The organism is Pseudomonas sp. JUb42, assembly GCF_024807945.1.
Lineage (GTDB): Bacteria > Pseudomonadota > Gammaproteobacteria > Pseudomonadales > Pseudomonadaceae > Aquipseudomonas.
This window is the reverse complement of the sequence record NZ_JANUFD010000013.1, coordinates 43,314-63,416: the sequence shown is the minus strand read 5'-3', so window position 1 is coordinate 63,416 and position 20,103 is coordinate 43,314. Positions and strand designations below refer to the sequence as shown.

16 protein-coding genes are annotated in these 20,103 nt (G+C 56.3%); 5 read left to right on the top strand and 11 right to left on the bottom strand.

Annotated features, from left to right (window positions below):
- Position 1: 1 nt before the first annotated feature.
- The 3 genes from M2401_RS23780 to M2401_RS23770 form a co-directional block, all read right to left on the bottom strand.
- Positions 2-1,222 (bottom strand): ADP-ribosyltransferase domain-containing protein, encoded by a 1,221-nt coding sequence (locus tag M2401_RS23780; protein WP_259106445.1) that lies wholly within the window; start codon positions 1,220-1,222, stop codon positions 2-4.
- A 294-nt stretch (positions 1,223-1,516) separates the two neighbouring features.
- A complete protein-coding gene (locus M2401_RS23775) occupies positions 1,517-4,087 on the bottom strand; it encodes a sulfite reductase flavoprotein subunit alpha (protein WP_259106439.1) in 2,571 nt (856 codons plus the stop codon).
- Between the two features lie 299 nt (positions 4,088-4,386).
- Positions 4,387-6,639, bottom strand: a complete 2,253-nt coding sequence (locus M2401_RS23770; protein WP_259106437.1) for a TonB-dependent siderophore receptor — start codon at positions 6,637-6,639, stop codon at positions 4,387-4,389.
- Between the two features lie 224 nt (positions 6,640-6,863).
- On the opposite strand from M2401_RS23770, the gene M2401_RS23765 reads away from it, so the two are divergent.
- Together M2401_RS23765 and M2401_RS23760 are read left to right on the top strand one after the other, a co-directional pair.
- A complete protein-coding gene (locus tag M2401_RS23765) occupies positions 6,864-7,544 on the top strand; it encodes a Fe2+-dependent dioxygenase (RefSeq protein WP_259106436.1) in 681 nt (226 codons plus the stop codon).
- A gap of 3 nt (positions 7,545-7,547) precedes the next feature.
- Positions 7,548-8,342 carry a tetratricopeptide repeat protein gene (locus M2401_RS23760; protein ID WP_259106434.1) on the top strand — a complete coding sequence of 265 codons (795 nt, stop codon included), beginning with the start codon at positions 7,548-7,550 and terminating at the stop codon, positions 8,340-8,342.
- 1 nt (position 8,343) lies between these two features.
- Here the strand turns inward: M2401_RS23760 and M2401_RS23755 are convergent, their stop codons facing one another.
- The 4 genes from M2401_RS23755 to M2401_RS23740 all read right to left on the bottom strand — a co-directional run bounded on the left by M2401_RS23755 (position 8,344) and on the right by M2401_RS23740 (position 12,978).
- Positions 8,344-9,174: a hypothetical protein gene (locus tag M2401_RS23755; protein ID WP_259106431.1), complete on the bottom strand. Its 831-nt coding sequence runs from the start codon at positions 9,172-9,174 to the stop codon at positions 8,344-8,346.
- 79 nt (positions 9,175-9,253) lie between these two features.
- Entirely contained in the window at positions 9,254-10,255 is a 1,002-nt protein-coding gene (locus M2401_RS23750; protein WP_259106429.1) for an alpha-xenorhabdolysin family binary toxin subunit B, read from the bottom strand.
- Entirely contained in the window at positions 10,248-11,486 is a 1,239-nt protein-coding gene (locus M2401_RS23745) for an alpha-xenorhabdolysin family binary toxin subunit A (RefSeq protein WP_259106428.1), read from the bottom strand. Before M2401_RS23745 ends, M2401_RS23750 begins: the two co-directional genes overlap by 8 nt.
- 328 nt (positions 11,487-11,814) lie before the next feature.
- Positions 11,815-12,978, bottom strand: a complete 1,164-nt coding sequence (locus tag M2401_RS23740; protein WP_259106426.1) for a type III PLP-dependent enzyme — start codon at positions 12,976-12,978, stop codon at positions 11,815-11,817.
- Between M2401_RS23740 and M2401_RS23735 the strand changes: the two genes are divergently transcribed.
- A complete protein-coding gene (locus M2401_RS23735) occupies positions 12,968-13,507 on the top strand; it encodes a hypothetical protein (RefSeq protein WP_259106424.1) in 540 nt (179 codons plus the stop codon). The genes M2401_RS23740 and M2401_RS23735 overlap by 11 nt on opposite strands.
- Positions 13,508-13,558: 51 nt before the next feature.
- Positions 13,559-14,401 carry a ribonucleotide-diphosphate reductase subunit beta gene (locus tag M2401_RS23730; protein ID WP_259106422.1) on the top strand — a complete coding sequence of 281 codons (843 nt, stop codon included), beginning with the start codon at positions 13,559-13,561 and terminating at the stop codon, positions 14,399-14,401.
- Positions 14,402-14,503: 102 nt separating this feature from the next.
- On the opposite strand, the gene M2401_RS23725 is transcribed toward M2401_RS23730, so the two are convergent.
- The 4 genes from M2401_RS23725 to M2401_RS23710 are packed head-to-tail and all read right to left on the bottom strand — an operon-like array spanning position 14,504 to position 17,951.
- A complete protein-coding gene (locus M2401_RS23725; RefSeq protein WP_259106420.1) occupies positions 14,504-15,655 on the bottom strand; it encodes a betaine/proline/choline family ABC transporter ATP-binding protein in 1,152 nt (383 codons plus the stop codon).
- Positions 15,652-16,305 (bottom strand): ABC transporter permease, encoded by a 654-nt coding sequence (locus tag M2401_RS23720; protein WP_259106418.1) that lies wholly within the window; start codon positions 16,303-16,305, stop codon positions 15,652-15,654. Before M2401_RS23720 ends, M2401_RS23725 begins: the two co-directional genes overlap by 4 nt.
- A gap of 13 nt (positions 16,306-16,318) precedes the next feature.
- A complete protein-coding gene (locus tag M2401_RS23715) occupies positions 16,319-17,212 on the bottom strand; it encodes a glycine betaine ABC transporter substrate-binding protein (RefSeq protein WP_259106416.1) in 894 nt (297 codons plus the stop codon).
- A gap of 25 nt (positions 17,213-17,237) precedes the next feature.
- Complete coding sequence (locus M2401_RS23710; RefSeq protein WP_259106414.1) at positions 17,238-17,951, bottom strand: ABC transporter permease; 714 nt, start codon at positions 17,949-17,951, stop codon at positions 17,238-17,240.
- Between the two features lie 333 nt (positions 17,952-18,284).
- On the opposite strand from M2401_RS23710, the gene M2401_RS23705 reads away from it, so the two are divergent.
- Entirely contained in the window at positions 18,285-19,868 is a 1,584-nt protein-coding gene (locus M2401_RS23705; RefSeq protein WP_259106412.1) for a peptide chain release factor 3, read from the top strand.
- Positions 19,869-20,103 lie beyond the last annotated feature (235 nt).

Genomic DNA, 20,103 nt, shown 5'->3' with positions numbered 1-20,103 from the left:
CTTACAAACAGGAAAAATGAATATTTGATGTATTGGCCAGCATTTCATCGGTTGTAACTGCTCTGAATGAGGCCGGAATGCCTGGGGCCGACTCCCAATACACGTCTTCGATATGACTTATCAAATGAAGCATTGTGCGATCAAACAACACTTCTCTTTCTTGGGGGTAGTGCGACAGCACTTCGATACTTTTACCAATCTGTCCTTTCAGCATGATTTTATAGTCTTGGGCAACCGGCATTTCATTCAGGGTAGTACTGGTATAGGCGGCCTCTCGCACGATATTGGAAACCTTGTAGAGATCCTCTACGCCCGGAAAAGCAGCTATATTTCGCGACACTCGAGTACCAGAAATATGATTAACCAGCGCTGCCAAACCCGAGCTCAATGCTTCTATGAAGGGTTGGAAAAACATGAACTCAGGATCCGTGACATCCTCTTGGCGCAGCGCCCTGTTAACGAATATGTAGGATTGAACGGTGTAGTAATAAATGGCAATAGCCTGACGCTCCGTCAGACCTAGCTCTGCCGCGTGCGCCAAGCGCTCGACCCGATGCGCATGCTCATATTGGGCCTTGATCGGTGCAACCAATGCCTTGATATGTTCAGGCTCAAAGGGAGGTGACAAGTAACTGCTCTTGAGCGAGGCGAACTCGGTACTCGCCTGATCGGCGCGCTCATCAGGCACGATGATAGTGATGTACCCCCAGCGCCCTCGTGCTGCCAGGCTGGTGGCGGCAAAGAAGATCATTCTCAACATCACAGAGAAGTCTTCTTCTCCCGCGAAAGAACTCAAAACTGGAGCTGCCACCCGGATATCCGCATCGGCACCCGCGCTTTCACCGGCAAACAATCGCAATGCCTGAAAGGCAACCCAAACATCCTTCGCCGCAGACTCGGCGGGATCAATCGGTTCAAATACCACGAGCCGTTTAAAATAATGCCCGGGCTGCCGGATAATTTCTTTGGAAATCCAGCAAGGCAACAATGGACGCAGATCCAATGCAGGTTCACGCTCAAGCGCCTCGACAGAAATACCTGCCTCATATAGCTCCGCTACCCAACCGCCCTGAGCGGGGTCATAGTCCTTGCTCTGGCTGGAAATCAGCAGATAGTCGATTGCATCGACTGTATCAAGCTCGCTGATAGTTCCACGGCTGAGCACTAGCTCTCTTACATCAACGTCGATGTGATCGATAACAAGCCTGTTCAGTTTATCCACTCTGTCCTTCCGCTTCTGATGAGATAACGCGGGCAAACTAAGGTGCATTCCAGAGCGGATCTACTGTCAGTTTTGACAGTTGCGCAAATAAAAAAGGCGGTGTGCCTGTTCGACACACCACCTTTTTATCAGGGCAATACACATCACCCTGTGGGAGCGGATTTATCCGCGAAGACGGTAGGCGAGACGATGCAAATGCATTGAATGTAACGGCCTCTTCGCGAATGAATTCGCTCCCACAAATTTCGCTCCCCCAGCGTTCAATCTGACAGTTTTGTTCCTACACGGGTTTTGTCAGTAGACATCCCTTCTATAACGTCCCTGCTCAACCAGCTTCTCCAGTTCCTCGGCACCGAGTATCTCGCTCAACGCCAGATCAACCCCCGCCGCCATGCCCTGCAGACTGCCGCAGATATAGATCGCCGCGCCTTGCGCCAGCCACTCACGCAGCTCGTCCGCCGCTTCGCGCAGGCGGTCCTGTACGTAGATTTTCTCGGCCTGATCACGGGAGAACGCCAAGTCCAGGCGAGCCAGGCCGCCATTGGCCAGCGCGCCTTGCAGCTCATCGCCACAGTAGAAGTCATGGGCGATATTGCGCTCGCCAAAGATCAGCCAGTTACGCGTGTGCCCTTGCTCGATGCGAGCTTTGAGCAGGCTGCGCAATCCGGCCAGGCCCGTACCGTTACCGATCATGATCAGCGGCACCGGTTCGAGCGGCATATGGAAGGCGCTGTTGCGGCGCACGCGCAGGCTCACCGAATCACCCGGTGCAACATGCTCGGTCAGCCAGCCAGAGCCAAGCCCGAGGCTGCCGTCGGCGTGCAACTCCTGACGCACGACCAGCTGCAGCGAGCCATCGGCCGGAATCGAAGCGATGGAGTATTCACGTACGGCAATCGGCACCAGCGCATCGATCAGCGCCTGAGCATGCAGACCAACCAGATGGGCGCGGTGCATCGGCAACTGGCGACTTTCCAGAGCCTGACTGATGCTTTCCTGCAAACCATCCACCTTCACCGAGGTGTCGGCAGCAATGCCCAGGCCGCTGATGAACTGCGCCACTGCCGCCTGACTGTTACGCGGCATGACTTCAACCAAATCACCGGCCTGCCAGGTTTGCCCGGCGGGCGGTTCCAGATCCAGCAGGAACACCTGCGAACCGCTGCTGCCCGGATTAAGGAGCTGACGCTTGCCCAGGGTCCAGTTATCGAATGCCGGCGCCTGCCAGGTCGTGGCCGGTTGTGTGCCGGTCAGTTGCCCCAGTTGTTGCTGCCAGTGTTGCAAGGTCGTGGCATCGCCGCTGTCCACTTCAACCGGGGCGAACAGCGTGTTGCCGCCGCGCTCGTTGAGCCAGCCATTGAGGCGCCGGGCAAAACCACAGAAATCCGCATACTGACGGTCGCCCAGGCCCAGTACCGCGTAGTTGAGATTTTCCAGGGCCAGGGGCTGACCGAGCACCTTGCGCTCGAAACCTCGGGCGCTGTCCGGCGCCTCGCCATCACCAAAGGTGCTGACCACGAACAGCGCATTCTGTCGCCGCTTGAGGTCCTGCTCGGTGACATCGGCCAGGCGCTGCACCTGCACCGGCCAACCGGCGGTCTGCAGTTGCCCGGCGGCCTGCCAGGCCAGTTGCTCGGCAAAACCGCTCTGGCTGGCAAAACCGATCAGCCATGGCGCGCCTTCACCGGTGCTACCCGCCACTGGAGCCAACGCCCCACGTGCCGCCTTGACCTGGCGCTTCTTGCGCCGACGATCCAGATACAGCAGCCAGCCGGTAATAAAGAACAGCGGCATCAACAGCGCGGCAAAGGTGATGATCAGGCGACCGGTCAGGCCAAAGTAACTGCCGACGTGCAACGCATAGTTACTGGCCAGCAACTGGCTACCGACACCCTTCTCGGCATAACGCGAGACGTTAAAGACCTTACCCGTGGCCGGATCGAGACTCATCTGGTTCAGGGCGCGCTCATGGGGTGCGGTTTTCAGCAAATAGAACACCGTCGCCGGTTGCCCGGCAGCGTTTGGCAGACGCAGGTTATAGCCGCGCAGATCCGGCCCGGCGGTTTTCTGGATGCTATCCCAGATCGCTACGTAATCAATAGTCGGCGCTGCCGGGGGGGCCTGTTCCTGACCGCCACGGCCGCCGCCCGGACGTTGGCCGCCACCACCGCCACCTTTGCGCTGATCAGCAGGCGCCGGGTCGCCGATCAAGCGAGTCAGACCGTCATTGAACCATTGGTAGGACCAGTTCAACCCCGTGATGGCCAGCAACAGATAAACGATCAGGCACCAGGTGCCGAACACCGAGTGCAGGTCCCAGTTGAAGCTGCGGCCCTTCTTGGCCCAATCCAGGGTCAGCCACACCCGCCAGTTGAGGGCTTGTCGCGGCCAGCGCAGATACAGCCCGGACAGGCAGAAGAACACCAGGATCAAGGTGCAGGCTGCGGTGATTTGCTTGCCCGTTTCGCCGGCGGCGAGGAAGCGGTGCAGGGTCAGGATAAAGCCGAAGACCTGGTCGCTGCCGGTGGTGCCGGTGATGTCGCCGGTATAAGGGTTGAAGTACTGCATCATGCCGCGGCGTTCGCCCGGCGGCGGTGTGTAGTAAACCTGAGCGGCACGGTTACCATCGACTTCGATGCGGAACATCGAGATCTTCTTGCCAGTATCCGCCTCGATCTTGCTTGCCAGCGCGGCAGGCGTCATCTGCACGCTCTGGGGCTGAACCAGCACGACGCTCGGGTTCAGTAACTCGGTGATTTCGTCTTCAAACGAATACAGCGCACCGGTTATCCCCATCAAGGCCAGGACTAACCCGGCCGTGATTCCGAAGAACCAATGCACTTGAAACAAAACTTTCTTCAACACCCTGGATTACCTCACTCATCAGCCATGCCGCGTAGTATGAACTGAACGGAATGCATTCTCATTAGCGTTATCGATTTGTATCAATTATTTACGTAGACGGTCTCGACGCAGCACGGGCACTTACCGGACATCAACACGTGTGGTAGCGAATTCATTCGCGTCAGTTGCTGAAATTGCGCTTTCGCGAACGAATTCGCTCTCACATCAATGGCTGTGATTTAACAGGTTGTGCGTGCTCGCCCCACAAACAAAAGCCCCGCTCACCCGAAGGCAAGCAGGGCTTTAATCGCTACTTCAACTTAGAAGTGGAAGCTGGCGCTCATCAACGCGGTACGGCCAGCCGCTACGTGGGCGTAGTGGGTCTGGAACACCTGGTCGAAATAACGCTTGTCGGTCAGGTTCTGCACGTTGAGTTGCAAGTCGACGTTCTTGGTCAGGGCATAGCTGGCCATGGCGTCGTAGCGCCAGTAGGACGGTACCTCGATGGAGTTGGCTTCGTTGCCGAAACGCGAGTCGACGAAGGTGGCACCGGCGCCGATGGTCAGCTTCGGAATCAGCTCGTACGTGGACCACAGGTTGAAGTTGTTACGCGGGGTGCTTGGCATGTGATTGCCCTTGTCCGCTGCCAGTGTGGTCTTGACCAGCTCGCTTTCCATATAGGTGTAGCCGCCATAGACCTTCCACTTGCTGGTGAGCTTGCCGGTATAGGTGAACTCGAAGCCGTCAACACGCTGCTCGCCGTCCAGTACCTGATAGGTGCTGTTGTCCGGATCGGTGATACGGGCGTTGGTTTTTTCGGTGCGGAACAGCGCGGCGGTCAGGGACAAGTCATCACCGAAGAAGTCCCACTTGGTGCCCAGCTCATAGTTACGGTTCTTTTCCGGATCGAGATCGCCGTTCGCCGCCGTGACTTCCTGGCCACCGTTACCACTGGTTTCACCGGACGGGTTGCTCGAGGTCGACCAGGCCGCATACACGCTGCCGTTAGGCAATGGCTTGTAAACCACACCAACCTGGTAGTTCCACAGGTTGCTGGTCTTCTGGCGATCGAAGTTGCCCGCCACCGTACCGCGACCGGCCGTGGCGTAACCGCTTGAGCGCACATCGTAGTTGTCGTAGCGCAGGCCCAGGTTCAGGGACCACTGCTCGTTGAACTTCAGCGTATCGAACACATAGGCCGCAGAGGTCTTGGTGTCGGTATCGGTATACGCCGCGCTGTCAGTGATCTGGCCGTTCCACGCGTCTTTGGGCGTCGGGTCGTACAGGCTGGTGCAATCACCGGAGCGGATGAGCGCAGCCGAGCAGACGCTGGCAATAGTCCCGCCGGTAGCGCTGAGCACGTTGTAGGCGCGGTTATGGGTGTCCTGATAGCTGAATTCCACGCCGGTATTGAGGCTGTGGTTGATAAAGCCAGTGTCGAACTTCGCACTCAGGTCAGTCTGGTTGACGAAACCGCTGGACGTCGAATTACGGCTCTTGGCCGAACGCGAAACCGTGCCGCTGTTGACGTTACCGCGGCTGTCATCAGGGTTGGTAACGATGTAGTCCAGAGTCGAACGCGACATACGGAAGCTGTTGGAAACCGTGACGGCATCGTTCAGGTCATGTTCGATGCGCAGGGTGCCGCTGTCGTTCTTGCTCTTGCGGTAGTCGCGGTCGGTCAGGCCATAGAAGTTGTTCTTATTGACGTCGACCGGCTTGTCGACGTTGTACTTACTGCGCGCCGTACCGCTGTAAGCCAACGGAATGCCGTAGTCGGGCATATCGTCGGTTTCCAGGTGGTAATAATCGACCTTCACGCGGGTGTCAGTGCCCAGACCAAAAGCGAACGACGGCGCGAAGCCCCAGCGGCTGACGTCGACGTCATTACGCCCGGCCACGTTGGCATCGTGCTTCATCAGATTGAGGCGCACGGCCGAGCTATCGGTCATCTGCTGATTGACGTCCAGGGTGTAGCGCTGGGTCTGGTCGGAACCGAAGGTGTAGCCGCCGTTGTAGGCATTGCCCAGGTGCGCTTCCTTGGTGATCAGGTTCAGGCTGCCGCCCGTGGAACCGGCACCGGTAAAGGCCGAGCCCGGACCCTTGCTGATTTCCACCGATTCAATATTGAAGATTTCGCGACTTTGCGCGGCGACGTCACGCATGCCATCGATGAACACGTCGCTCTCGGCATTGAAGCCACGAATGATCGGCCGGTCAGCGTTCGGGTTACCGCCCTCGCCTGCACCGAAAGTAATGCCCGGTGTCGTGCGCAAGGCATCGGCCAGGCTGGTGGCGGCAGTGTCGCGGATAACCTGCTGCGGGATGACAGTCACGCTCTTGGGCGTTTCGCGCAGCGGCGCGGTGTACTTTTTCGAAGCCGACTCGTCGGTCTTGTAAGTAGCGTCCTGCTCACCCGTGATGCTGGTGGCCCCCAGGCTGATGGCTTTGTCTTCGCCGGCTTCGGCGGCCTGAGCCATGTGCCCTGCGGACATTGCCGCCACTGCCACGCCAACTGCCGAGGCAATCGAACGCGGTGAATTAGGTGCTGAGAACAAGTGTTCGCGCGACATGGTTGGTTCCTTCCCCAAGGAGTTAAGGCGGCGGAATATAGGGGAAACGAATCTGAGTAACAATTGAGATACATTGCTATTTGGGAAAAATTTACGTTCTTTACATTCTCGGTTGACGAAATTTTAACGGCCATTGATGTTGATCATCGTTACGGGTTTTACACAGACAATAAGAATCACTACCATTCGCTACCTCTTGTGCTTAACGACCGAGTCCCACCACCATGCTGCTACATGTCCCTGGCTTGTTTAATCGTGATGAAGTGTTGCGTATCCGCCAGGCGCTGGAGCAGGCGGAGTGGGCCGATGGCAAGGTGACTGCGGGTTATCAGTCGGCCAAGGCCAAGCACAACCTGCAACTGGCCGAAGATCACCCCCTGGCCAGGGAGATTGGTGCGGCGATTGTCGAACGCCTGTGGAGCAACCCGCTGTTCATGTCCGCCGCCCTGCCCCGCAAGATTTTCCCGCCGCTGTTCAACTGCTACACCGGCGGCGGCAGCTTCGATTACCACATCGACAACGCCGTGCGTTACGTCAAGGGCAGCCCGGAGCGCGTGCGCACGGACGTCTCGACCACGGTGTTCTTCAGCGACCCGGATGACTACGACGGTGGCGAACTGGAAATCCAGGACACTTACGGCGTGCAACGGGTCAAGCTGCCCGCCGGAGACATGGTGCTCTATCCGAGTACCAGCCTGCACAAGGTCACCCCGGTGACCCGCGGCGCGCGCCTTGCCTCGTTCTTCTGGACCCAGAGCCTGGTGCGCGAAGACAGCCAGCGCGCCCTGCTGTTCGAGATGGACAACGCCATTCAGAAACTGACCATGGACGTACCCGATCACCCTTCGCTGATCCAGTTGACGGGCACCTACCACAACCTGCTGCGCCGCTGGGTCGAGGTCTGATTCTTGAACTGGAACCTGCAACGCGAAGAGAGCCTCGATGGCGAGCAATTGGCCCGGATGCTGGAGGAAAACCCCGCCCGCGCCGCCCAGGCGATCCTGATCGCGGCCCGGGAGAACATCGTCGACGCTCAGGCGCTGCTGGGGCAGATCCTGCTCGACGGCAACGGTATCGAACAAGACCAGGTGCTGGCCCTGCAATGGTTCGCCATTGCCGCGCAAAGGGGCCACAGCATGGCGCGCAATATGCTGGGGCGCTGCCATGAGCATGGCTGGGGCTGCGAACCGGATGCCGCCAAGGCCGCCGGGCATTACCTGATCGCCGCCGAACACGGCCTGGACTGGGGCCTGTATAACCTGGGCAACCTGCTGTCCACCGGACGCGGTATTCAACAAGACCCGCGCCGCGCCCTGAATTGCTATCGCCAGGCGGCCAACATGGGTCACGCCAAGTCCATGAACCTGCTGGGGCGCTATCTAGAAGAAGGTTATTGCTGCCAGACCGACCTGCCCGCCGCCTACGAGTGGTATCGCCGCTCAGCCGAGGCCGGGGACTTTCGCGGGCAGTTCAGCTACGCCGCTGTGCTGGCCGATCAGGGCCATATTGAACAGGCGGTGGCCTGGCTCAAGACGGCACTGGCAGGCGGGAATCTGAATTTCCTGCGCGTTGCGCGAAAATCCCTGCTGCTGTCTGAACATCTACCGATCAAGGCTTTGGCGCTGTCTTTCCACCAACGTGCAGCAGAGTTGGGTAATGAGGGTGATCAGGCTGAACTGGACTCCCTGATCAGTGCGCTGTGAATCAAATGCTATGCCGCAATATATCGGTCATGATTTTCGACAGGCGCTCTACCTCACGCACTTTTACCTGGGTGAGCCGCAGGGAAAAAAGTGATATGGACACGCTGGAATCGCCTTGCATAACGTTGAACGTCTCAAGCGAGGCCTTTAATAACACGCTTAGTCGCTGGCAGTAGGCTTGGACATTACTGGCTGCCTGCAATGCATGGAAATACTGGCATCGCGACCAGTGTTGCTTGCTCCTGGCCGACGTCACGTCGCTCTCACTCACTGACCGACGAGCAGCCTCAACAATCTTGATACTCATGAAATCGATGAAGCGCGGAATGAGCGAGTAAGAACTTTCCCGAACAATAGCCTTGGTTGCTGCCTGCGTCGCGAAAGCCGCCTGGTAACGATCAAGCTCAGCGCCCACATAAGTTAAAACGTTCCTGACCGTGCTGTCCGATACGACCATTAGCTTGCCTGACAGATTGAACGGCTCATCGCTTACCGACTGGCGCAGAACATCGGCCATCCTGGTATTTCTGTTCAGGGTCAGGCAATAAGCCTCCAACTGCGTCGCAAACAGAAAGAAATCAGCAACAAATTGCTCAAGGTCCCGATGTAACTGTCGCAAGGGTTTCATCTGGATGGACCAGAGGGTTTTGTGTTCCTTCGCCTTGCGGGTGACGTGATCAAGGGCCGGTTCGATATATTTGCCGTAATCCTTGGCAGGGACAAGATCGAGGGTAATTTTGAAAAACTCGATGCGCTCGGGAAACCGCTCAAGATAGAGCATATAGTTATTCATCCCTGCAATATCTGCGTAGGTGATCAGCTCGGTTGCCATGAAATTCCTTGCCTGTAGCGAGAAATCTTGAAATGGCAAGCCGAACAACTGTTCGACTTGCCGTGAAAAGATAATGCGCTTATTGGATGGCTTTGAGGTAGGCCGACATTTGCTGAGCATCACCAATGAACTTGGTCACCGAATCCAGATCCGAAGCGGTCATGGAGGTGTTGGCACGGACGAACAAATCAAGGGCGTCCGTAACTTTCGACAGTTCGCCAAAGTACGCCTGACAACTGTCGTCAAAGCCATGTATCGCGTCAATGAAACTTATACGAAGCTTGGTCAGCCTGATTTCGTTGTTTTTGGTACCCATGATTGTCTGCTGCTCATTAATGCGTTTGACAATCACATCGCGTGCTGCTGTCAGCCCCAGATAATTCATGACGCTACCAATGTGCTCGATGAATTTTTTCGTCGACTCAATTGCCAGCTTGACTGCAGCAACCTGCGGCGCTGCGGCATCAATTGCATCAAGACCTTCTACAGTCAGCAGAGTATCCATTGCAATTTTTTCAAAGCCTATTTTTTCAATTGCACCGATTGCGTCAGTGATTGTCTTGCGTTGCTCCACCAACTCACCCAACGTGTTATTGGCTTGCTCGATATCCTTCGACAAACGTTCGATATCATTTTTATGCCCCAGCAAGTATCCCGATGTCGGCGTACGATCAAACCCTTCCAGAAGAGGGCTGATGCTGGACGATAACTTCTGAAACTCGACTTTTGTCTTGACCAATGCCGCTGCCAGGAGTGTATTGATATCCTCAAGTATATCTTGACGCTCCTGCTCACTGGCCGGATTTGCCAGTTCGTCTAATAACGAGCGCAGCTGACTAACTTTTGATTCCAGATCCAGAGAGATACTCTGAACGCTCAACGGAAACATAAATTGGGTCACATTGAGTGCATTATTCGAAGATTCCACCTTCCTTTGTAGAGGTGGAAGATAAGCCGTATCATTGTAGGCAACGGTGGCGTTGATCACGTGATCGTTCGCATTGTCTTTATGGCGCCGCATTGCTTTCGCATCGGGCGAAAGGAATTCAAGCGTGCTGGGAAATTTCAAAATATTACTCATTGGTCAGCCCCACATATTCTTCTGTGAACTCTTTATCGGCTTCAGCAAAAACATCCAATAGCTTGCGTGCATCTTCTTTGATCCCCTTCCAAGGCTCAGCCACCAGGCGAAAGTTAGTCATGAAACTCCTGACAGCAAGCGCATCATTGATAGCGTCCACCGATTGGCTGGACTGTTTAAAATAATCTCCAAGCCGGTTCCAGACGAGAGTCAGGTTCTGGGTCGCGATATCGGCATCGATGACGATAATGTCGAGTCTTTGCAGATCCAGCTTTACGCTTTTCAAAGAACCGATAACGTGATCTTTATGCTGCATGTCAGCGACATCCTTGCTTTGCTCAGCAAGTAATCTGTTCCTCTCCTTCCGCACTTTTTCGGCCTCGACACCGAAATAGATAGCCCCAGCCAAGCCTGGTACACCTCCTGTCAAAGAGCCCAGGGAACTGCTGACAAGTTTTTTATACTCTTTGGATTTTTCGTCTATTTGCACATCACGATTATCTATAACATCTTTCAACTGCCTCACTTGCTCACTCAAGGAGCTATTTTCAATAACTTTCATCTTAAGACGTATGGCAGGATGAACGGTATTCGCCAACTCAAAACCAAATGACGCCAGGCGTTGCGTTATGTCATCGACCTCTGATTCCTGCTCTTTGACCAGATCAAGAATTTTCGACAGATAAAGAGCGAATTCACTTTTGGTTTCCAAGTCATTTGCATCCAGATCAATACCTGGAAATTGGTCACCCAGCTCCAACTTTAACCGTTTCACATCTTCCAGCGTCTTAATACCGTGAACTTCCAGCGTTCCGAGCGCCCTGATATCCGCATAGATACCTTCCATGGTCCGGCCGTAAACTTCCATCTTGCCAGCGAAAATTTCCAGTTTAGTGCCTACATTGATCAAGTCCGTGCGCAGGGGATTCCACTGTCTGGCGTGGGCGTGAATGGTACTGAAGGTTTTTTGAAAGTCTGAGGCCTCTAATCCTTGACCTGCACCGCTTTCATACCCCAGATAGGCAACGACATCATGCAATTGAGTCGGTAAAGCCAACCCGGCAACTTCGTATTTCTTGAGATTTTTTATCTGCTCTTTTGTCAGAATCAACCCTTTATCGCGCAATACATCGGGAGAATCCCCAACGGATGCCTCAAATAGAACACCGGGCGCTTTGGCCGCATCCTCAACTACGGAATTATCGTCTTTCAACGCTAATGATTCACTCATTGCTATTGGTCCTTTAAGTTATTTTCTTCCCTGATGGAGTGAGCTCGATAAAAAAGCCTTTTAAAGACCAATCGGCGGCTCACAAATCTAGGTTAGACCTTAAGTAAAACAACCGTCAAGACAACACCCCACATCAAATAGCGTAAGAAAAATCCGGCACAATAGATTAATACACTCACTTTTCTTACATACAACTCGTAACAACCAAGCAACCCATAGTAAACACACACCTATAAACTGGTAACTATGGATCCATTAATACATACCCATACATAACACCCATAAAAAAACCCGCGACTGAGCGCGGGTTTTTTATGCAGTGAAAACCTTACACGTAATAGGACTTCAGCGGCGGGAAGCCATTGAACTCTACGGCGCTGTAACTGGTGGTGTAGGCACCGGTGGACAGCCAGTACAGGCGGTCGCCAATGGCCAGGTTCAGGGGCAGGCCGTACTTGTAGTTTTCGTACATGATGTCGGCGCTGTCGCAGGTAGGACCGGCGATAACCACTTCTTCCATCTCGCCCTTCTTCTCGGTCCAGATCGGGAACTTGATGGCCTCGTCCATGGTTTCGATCAGGCCGGAGAACTTGCCCACATCCGTGTACACCCAACGCTCGACGGCGGTGCGGGATTTACGCGCAACCAGCACCACTTCGCTGACCAGGATACCGGCGTTGGCGATCAGCGAACGGCCCGGCTCCAGGATGATTTCCGGCAGGTCGTCACCGAAGTCTTCCTTGAGGAAGCGGATGATTTCTTCCGCGTAGGTTTCCAGGCTGTTGGTACGGGTGATGTAGTTGGCCGGGAAGCCGCCACCCATGTTGATCAGCTTGAGTTCGATGCCGTCTTCTTCTTTCAGACGCTCGAAGATGACCTTGACCTTGGCGATGGCGGCGTCCCAGACGCTGATGTCGCGCTGTTGCGAGCCAACGTGGAAAGACACGCCGTAAGGCACCAGGCCCAGGTCACGGGCAAGGATCAGCAGATCCATGGCCATGTCGGTCTGGCAGCCGAATTTGCGCGACAGAGGCCAGTCAGCGGTGGTCGAGCCTTCGGTGAGGATCCGCACATAGACTTTCGAACCCGGCGCGGCCTTGGCAATGTTGCGCAGGTCGGCTTCCGAGTCGGTGGAGTACAGACGCACGCCCTTGTCGTAGAAGTAGCGGATGTCCTTGGATTTCTTGATGGTGTTGCCGTAGCTGATACGGTCGGCGCTGACGCCCTGGTTCAAGACCTTGTCCAGCTCGTAGATGGACGCGATGTCGAAGCTCGAACCCTTTTTGTTCAGCAGGTCGATGATCTCGACAGCCGGGTTGGCCTTGACCGCGTAGTAGACCTTGGCGAATTCGAAGCCTGCGCGCAGGTCGTCGTAGGCCTGGCTGATCATCTGGGTGTCGATCACGACAAACGGGGTTTCCTGTTTGTCGGCGAACGCCTTCATTTTATCGAAGGTGTTTTTTTCGAAATAGTCTTCAACCTTGATCGGCATGCTCAGGGACTCCAATGGCAAACAAATGAATAAATGGGTGCGAGGGCCAGTCATCAATGACATGCCCTACCGAACGTCCTCCGTATCCCCACTTTGGTTCGCCTACTTCCCAAGGCATGTCGCCGAAAGCAAAAAGGCCATGGGAGCGACGCTGCCCTTGGCCTTGCTGTCTCGTCGTCAGTACTTGAGCCGGATGGATCGTTTCCAGCATGGACGTTCGGCGCGAACTTTAGGACCTGAAGGGCTCGAGATCAACAAAAAATGTCGCTTTTCTGCCTGTTTTCACCCGTGGGGGAACCCGTCACCCACTCCCCCCTATATAACCGACCGACATGACAGCGTGATGTTCCCGCCGTATCCGATTCCGATTGCCGATCACCACGTCCTTAGCATTCACGACACGCGCATTTCCAGATCGGGGCACAGGCTTCGCCCAGCGGTGAAAAAAATCACAGGCAAGGTCGCGAAATTCGGCTATAAAAATCAACTACAGCGTAGTCGTCAGCTGAGTACTGTCTATCAGGACTGATTCACGAACGGTGTTTTTTGCGCTGGTGGCTCATAATATCAAGGAGTTTTTATGGCACTGACTACCTGCGTATTTTGTATGAGCTACATCAATGTCGCTGATGTCGCGTCAGGCTGCACCCATCCCTGCCCGGTGTGCCGCAAGGATCTATTTCTATATAAATGTTTCTCCTGCATGAAAGTCTCGGGGTTGAACCCCAAGGACCCACCGCAAAGCTGCCCGCGTTGCCATACCAGAACTCGTACTCCGACGTTTACTCAGGTGCATCTAACAAACGACCTATTGATCCATAACGACAAACCAGAGTGGACCTGGAGTACACAATGGCAGGTACTCGATCTTCTTGTATTCCGTGGCGCAGGATTTACTTTCAAAGAACTTCAAGCAGAGGGGTTCAAGGCAGCAGCAGACACACGCTTTTCCCAACCGACTATCATTCGTGACAGTTGGAGGGAAAAGAAGGTAATGACGCATATGCAAACCAAGGCCGTGCTCGCTTGGTCGAAATCAATTTCAAAAGCCACCGAATATGCCTACGGATGCATTAAAGGAGGCATAGGAGGAGCCAAACCGGGCGTTCTGTACTTCGCACATGCCAACATGGGGGTCGACGTTACCGCAGAGGTGCGCAAATTTGAACAGCGTTTTAATCTCCCGGCTCAAGCAGAGGGGACCCAAAAAGAAGTTCTGACACCCACTTTTCCGAAGACTCAAATTCTCGCGACCTGGACAATTGCTAAAGCTGAGCCATTCGGTTTCTTCCAAATCACTGAAAAGAACATACACAGTGAAGCATTTTCTCTATCGATACTGGATATGTACCGTAAGATCGACACGGCGTGCCCTATAAATACCTCTTTAGATTACGAAAAACTTGATCATTTAATTAGATAAACCAGGCAGTGCCGAATCCCGTCGATAGAGCGAAATCGTAGGACTGGTTTTAGCCGGAAGAGTGGCCTCCCGGCTAAAACTAGTCCTGCAGGGACTCAAGTTTCAGGCTAATTCAGCCGGCGACACGATACTGGTCTTCATCCCTCGCGAACGCCCGGAACTCAGGTAAGCGGCAATCGACTCCTGAGTCACCTCACCGAGGAATACGCGCTCGGCATCCATCACCGGCAGCCACGAGCGGTTGAACTCGTACATGCGCGACAGCAGGATGCGCAGGTGTTCGTCGTAGGCGGCAGTGGCGTTGAACTCGCGCAGGAACTGCGCGCAGGTGCCGGTCTGACGGTGCAAGTCGCGGCGGCGCACATAGCCCATGGCCTTGTTCTCGCTATCGGTGACCACGACATAGCGGCGGTCGTTTTCGTCCATGACTTCCAGGGCGTCGGCCACTGGGGTTTCCGGGCTGACCGAAGGCGCGTTGTCGGCGGCGTCTTCGGCCTTGACCAGCAGCAGGCGCTTGAGGGTGCTGTCCTGACCGACGAAGTTGGAGACGAACTCATCGGCCGGGTGCGCCAGCAGCGTGTCCGGATGATCGATCTGCAGCAGCTTGCCCGCACGGAAGATGGCGATCTTGTCGCCCAACTTGATGGCTTCGTCGATGTCGTGGCTGACCATGATCACGGTCTTGTTCAGCGCCCGCTGCATCTCGAAGAACTCGTTCTGGATCATCTCGCGATTGATCGGGTCCACCGCGCCGAAGGGTTCATCCATCAGCAAGACCGGCGCATCGGCAGCCAGGGCACGGATCACGCCGATACGCTGCTGCTGACCACCGGACAGTTCACGGGGATAGCGATGCAGATATTGCTTGGGCTCAAGCTTGATCATGCTCATCAGTTCGCGGGCACGGTCGTGGCATTTCTGCTTGTCCCAGCCGAGCAGGCGTGGCACCACGGTGATGTTTTCTTCGATGGTCATGTTCGGAAACAGGCCGATCTGCTGAATCACATAGCCGATATTGCGACGCAGGGTCACTTCATCCAGGCCCGTGGTGTCTTCGCCATTGATCAGCACCTTGCCGGAGGTCGGCATGATCAGGCGGTTGATCATTTTCAGCGTGGTGCTTTTGCCGCAGCCCGACGGGCCGAGGAACACACAGATCTCGCCTTCATTGACGGTCAGGCTGACGGAATCAACGGCTTTGACTGCTTTGCCATTGCTCTGGAATGTTTTGCTCAGGTTCTGGAGTTCGATCATTTCAGTAATCCTTTTGGAGTCAGCGTGCGTTGCAGCCATTGCAGAAGCAGGTCGGCGAAGATGGCCAGGAGGCTGACCAGCAAGGCGCCGACGATCAGCATCGACATGTCGCTGCGGCTGATGGAAGCGAGAATCAGGACGCCCAGGCCACCGGCGCCGATGGTGGCGGCGATGGTCATGACACCGATATTCATCACCACGGCGGTGCGTACACCGGCGAGGATCACCGGCACGGCGATGGGCAGCTCGACCATGCGCAGGCGCTGGCCGAAGGTCATGCCGATGCCTTTGGCGGCTTCACGGATGCCCGGCTCGACGCTGGTCAAAGCCAGGTAGGTGTTGCGCATGATCGGCAGCAGGGAATAAAGGAACACCGCGGTGATGGCCGGCATCGGCCCCAGGCCCTGGCCGAACTTGGAGTAGAACGGCAGCAGCAGGCCGAACAGGGCAATCGACGGCACGGTCAGCAATACGGTGGCGCTGGCTTGCAGGGGACCGGCCAGGCTCGGGAAGCGGGTCATCAGGATGCCAAGCGGCACGCCGATGACAATCGCCAACGTCACAGCGATGCCGACCAGGGTGATGTGCTGCCAGGTCAGGTGCAGGACCTGGGCCCAGTCCAGATGGGAGAAGGCGTTAAGAAAGCTCATGATCTTCTCCTGTTCAGTTCAGTGGATGCGCGCGCAGGAAATCTGCGGCAACGGTGGATGGGCTGTCGTGATCGACATCGACCCGGGCATTGAGCTCGCGCATGGTGGCGTTATCCAGCAGGTCGGCCAGGGGCTTGAGCAGCCCAGTGAGGTCCGGGTGCTGATCCAGATAGGCCTGGCGAATCACCGGCGCGGCGGTGTAGTCCGGGAAGTAATGCTTGTCGTCCTGCAACACTTTCAGGCGGAAGGCATTCAGGCGCCCGTCGGTGGTGTAGACCAGCCCGGCGAAGACCTGGCCGTTGCGCAGCGCCGTGTAGACCAGCCCGGCATCCATCTGCCGGGTATTCTCGCGGCCGAGGTTCATGTCGTAGTGCTTGACCATGCCCACCAGACCGTCGGAACGGTTGGCGAACTCGGTGTCGAGGGCGACGATATGACCTTCCTTGACCTCATCCTTGAGCACCTGGCTCAGGTCCGACATGGTGTTGATCTGCGGGTACTGGTCGGCGATCTTCTGCGGCAGGGCCAGGGCGTAGGTGTTGTTGAACTTGGACGGCGAGAGCCAGGTCAGGCCCTTCTTCGCGTCCAATTGCTTGACCCGGTCATAGGTCTGCTGGCTGTCGAGCTTTTCATCGATATGGTTGTAGGACACCAGCGACACACCGGTGTATTCCCAGACCAGATCCAACTGCCCGGTTTCCTGGGCGCTGCGGGCCAGGGTACTGCCCAGGCCGCCGGTGATCTGCACGTCATAGTTCTTGGTGCGCAGGTATTGCGCGGTCAGTTCGGCGAGCAAGGTCTGCTCGGTGAACACCCGGGCACCGATGCGCAACAGCGGTTTATCCGCCGCCTGGGCAAATCCGGCGAACAGCAAGGCAAAGGCTAAAAACCAGCCTGTCTTTTTCATGAGTTGTTTCCTTCTCTCGGCGGGCTCAGCGAGCCAGGCCACGTTCCAGCCAGATACGACTGGCGAGGGTCACCAGGCCGTCGAGCAACAGCGCCAGCAGCGCCGTACAAGCTGCGCCCAGGATCAGCTGTGGCTGATTGTTCAAGGCAATGCCGGGGAAGATCAGGCTGCCAAGGCTGTTGGCGCCGATCAGGAACACCAGTGGCGCGGTGCCGACGTTGATCGCCAGCGCGACCCGCACACCGCCGACAATGATCGGCACGGCATTGGGCAATTCCACCTGCCAGAGCACCTGGCGCGGGGTCATGCCGATGCCGGTAGCGGCTTCCTTGAGCGAACCCTGTACGTTCTTCAGGCCTTCGAAGGTGTTGCGCACGATGGGCAGCAGCGAGGCGAGGAACAGGGCGAAGATGGCCGGACCACTGCCGATGCCGAGGATACCCAAGGCGATGGCCAGAACCGCGAGAGGCGGCACGGTGTTACCGACGTTGAAGATCTGCATGAAGCGTTCGGCGCTGCCGATGCGCTGCGGGCGGCTCAGGGCGATGCCCGCCGGGATGCCCACCACGAGGGCGGCGCACATTGAGACCAGAACCAGTATCACGTGTGCTTGCAGGTAAAACAGCAGATCATCCTGATACTGCCTGATTGTATCGATGCCGATCCAGTGGACCAGCAGGGCCAGGAGTACGATAGTCACCGTACCTCCCAACAGCCCCTTGCCATAGCGATTAGCCACGGGCGGACTCCTTATTTCAGTCGGCGAACGGATGCCAGGGCCAACCCTTGCGGGTGGTCTGTCGCAGCGTTCGCGAAGAGCAGCGGGTGGGTCGCCGTTGAGGTTTGTACCCCGGCGAAAACACAAGCCATGAGCGCAGCTTCGTCAAGCTAACTTGCTGATATTGCAGACCCTGACAGTGCGTGTTGCAGGGGAATGGACGTCTCCACGTTTTAAAAGGTTCCCATCTGAAGCAGCAAATTGCCACCCCTAATCGACTGAACGGTTCGGTTATTGCCTTGACTTAGGCTATAATCGCTGCCCTTTTTTGACTCACCTGCCAGGCGATTTCCCATGACCCAACAGGCCGCCGAAGTCGCGAAACGCCGCACCTTCGCCATCATTTCTCACCCGGATGCGGGTAAAACCACCATCACTGAAAAGTTGCTGTTGATGGGTAAGGCCATTGCCGTTGCTGGTACGGTGAAATCACGCAAGTCCGATCGCCATGCGACGTCCGACTGGATGGAAATGGAGAAGCAACGCGGCATCTCCATCACCACCTCGGTCATGCAGTTCCCGTATCGCGATCACATGATCAACCTGCTCGACACCCCGGGCCACGAAGACTTCTCCGAAGACACCTACCGCACTCTGACGGCGGTTGACTCAGCGCTGATGGTCCTCGACGGCGGTAAGGGTGTAGAGCCACGCACCATCGCCCTGATGGACGTCTGCCGCCTGCGCGACACGCCCATCGTCAGCTTCATCAACAAACTCGACCGCGATATCCGCGACCCCATCGAGCTGTTGGATGAAATCGAAGCGGTCCTCAAGATCAAGGCGGCGCCGATCACCTGGCCGATTGGCTGCTACCGAGACTTCAAGGGTGTCTACCACCTGGCCGACGACTACATCATCGTCTACACCGCCGGTCACGGTCATGAGCGCACCGACGTCAAGATCATCGAGAAACTGGACTCCGACGAAGCCCGCGCCCACCTGGGTGACGAGTACGAGCGTTTCATCGAGCAGTTGGAACTGGTGCAGGGTGCCTGCCACGAGTTCAACCAGCAGGAGTTCCTCGACGGTCAACTGACCCCGGTATTCTTCGGTACGGCGCTGGGTAACTTCGGCGTCGATCACGTCCTCGACGCCGTGGTCAACTGGGCACCGAAACCTCTGGCCCGGGTCGCCAACGAGCGCACCGTCGAGCCGGTGGAAGAGAAGTTCACCGGCTTCGTGTTCAAGATTCAGGCGAACATGGACCCCAAGCACCGCGACCGTATCGCCTTCATGCGTATCTGTTCGGGCCGTTACGAAAAGGGTATGAAAATGCGCCACGTACGCCTGGGCAAGGACGTGCGTATCGGTGACGCCCTGACGTTCTTCTCCTCCGAGCGCGAGCAACTGGAAGAGGCCTACGCCGGCGACATCATCGGCCTGCACAACCACGGCACGATCCAGATCGGCGACACCTTCAGCGAAGGCGAAGCCTTGGGCTTCACCGGAATCCCGCACTTCGCCCCTGAACTGTTCCGCCGCGTACGCCTGAAAGACCCGCTCAAGTCCAAGCAACTGCGCCAGGGCCTGCAGCAGTTGGCCGAAGAAGGCGCCACCCAGGTGTTCTTTCCGCAGCGCAGCAACGACATCATCCTTGGCGCCGTTGGTGTGCTGCAGTTCGATGTGGTCGCCAGCCGCCTGAAGGAAGAATACAAGGTCGAATGCGCCTACGAGCCGATCACCGTCTGGTCGGCCCGCTGGATCGAATGCGCGGACAAAAAGAAGCTCGAAGAGTTTGAAAACAAGGCCGTGGAAAACCTGGCACTGGACGGCGGCGGTCACCTGACCTACCTGGCGCCAACCCGGGTCAACCTGGCACTGATGGAAGAACGCTGGAAAGACGTGAGCTTCCGCGCGACGCGTGAGCATCACTAAGTCATTTCGAAAGCGCTCTAGATCGGTGGGAGCGAGGCTTGCCCGCGAAGGCGGTATTTCAGATACAGAAATGTATCGGATGTACTGACAAAGACTCTGTGGGAGCGAATTCATTCGCGAAAGCAGTGTGCCAGACGATGAAAGTGCGTCGAATGTACCGGCCTCTTCGCGAATGAATTCGCTCCCACAAGATTTGCCCCCTGCCCCGGTTAGTGTTTGCTGCGTGACAGCACGG

Coding starts and splice junctions, on each gene's coding strand:
- M2401_RS23745 (WP_259106428.1), bottom strand. CDS start 11,486: ATGAGTGAATCATTAGCGTTGAAAGACGATAATTCCGTAGTTGAGGAT.
- M2401_RS23740 (WP_259106426.1), bottom strand. CDS start 12,978: ATGCCGATCAAGGTTGAAGACTATTTCGAAAAAAACACCTTCGATAAA.
- M2401_RS23725 (WP_259106420.1), bottom strand. CDS start 15,655: ATGATCGAACTCCAGAACCTGAGCAAAACATTCCAGAGCAATGGCAAA.
- M2401_RS23705 (WP_259106412.1), top strand. CDS start 18,285: ATGACCCAACAGGCCGCCGAAGTCGCGAAACGCCGCACCTTCGCCATC.
- M2401_RS23730 (WP_259106422.1), top strand. CDS start 13,559: ATGGCACTGACTACCTGCGTATTTTGTATGAGCTACATCAATGTCGCT.
- M2401_RS23715 (WP_259106416.1), bottom strand. CDS start 17,212: ATGAAAAAGACAGGCTGGTTTTTAGCCTTTGCCTTGCTGTTCGCCGGA.
- M2401_RS23720 (WP_259106418.1), bottom strand. CDS start 16,305: ATGAGCTTTCTTAACGCCTTCTCCCATCTGGACTGGGCCCAGGTCCTG.
- M2401_RS23765 (WP_259106436.1), top strand. CDS start 6,864: ATGCTGCTACATGTCCCTGGCTTGTTTAATCGTGATGAAGTGTTGCGT.
- M2401_RS23755 (WP_259106431.1), bottom strand. CDS start 9,174: ATGGCAACCGAGCTGATCACCTACGCAGATATTGCAGGGATGAATAAC.
- M2401_RS23770 (WP_259106437.1), bottom strand. CDS start 6,639: ATGTCGCGCGAACACTTGTTCTCAGCACCTAATTCACCGCGTTCGATT.
- M2401_RS23750 (WP_259106429.1), bottom strand. CDS start 10,255: ATGAGTAATATTTTGAAATTTCCCAGCACGCTTGAATTCCTTTCGCCC.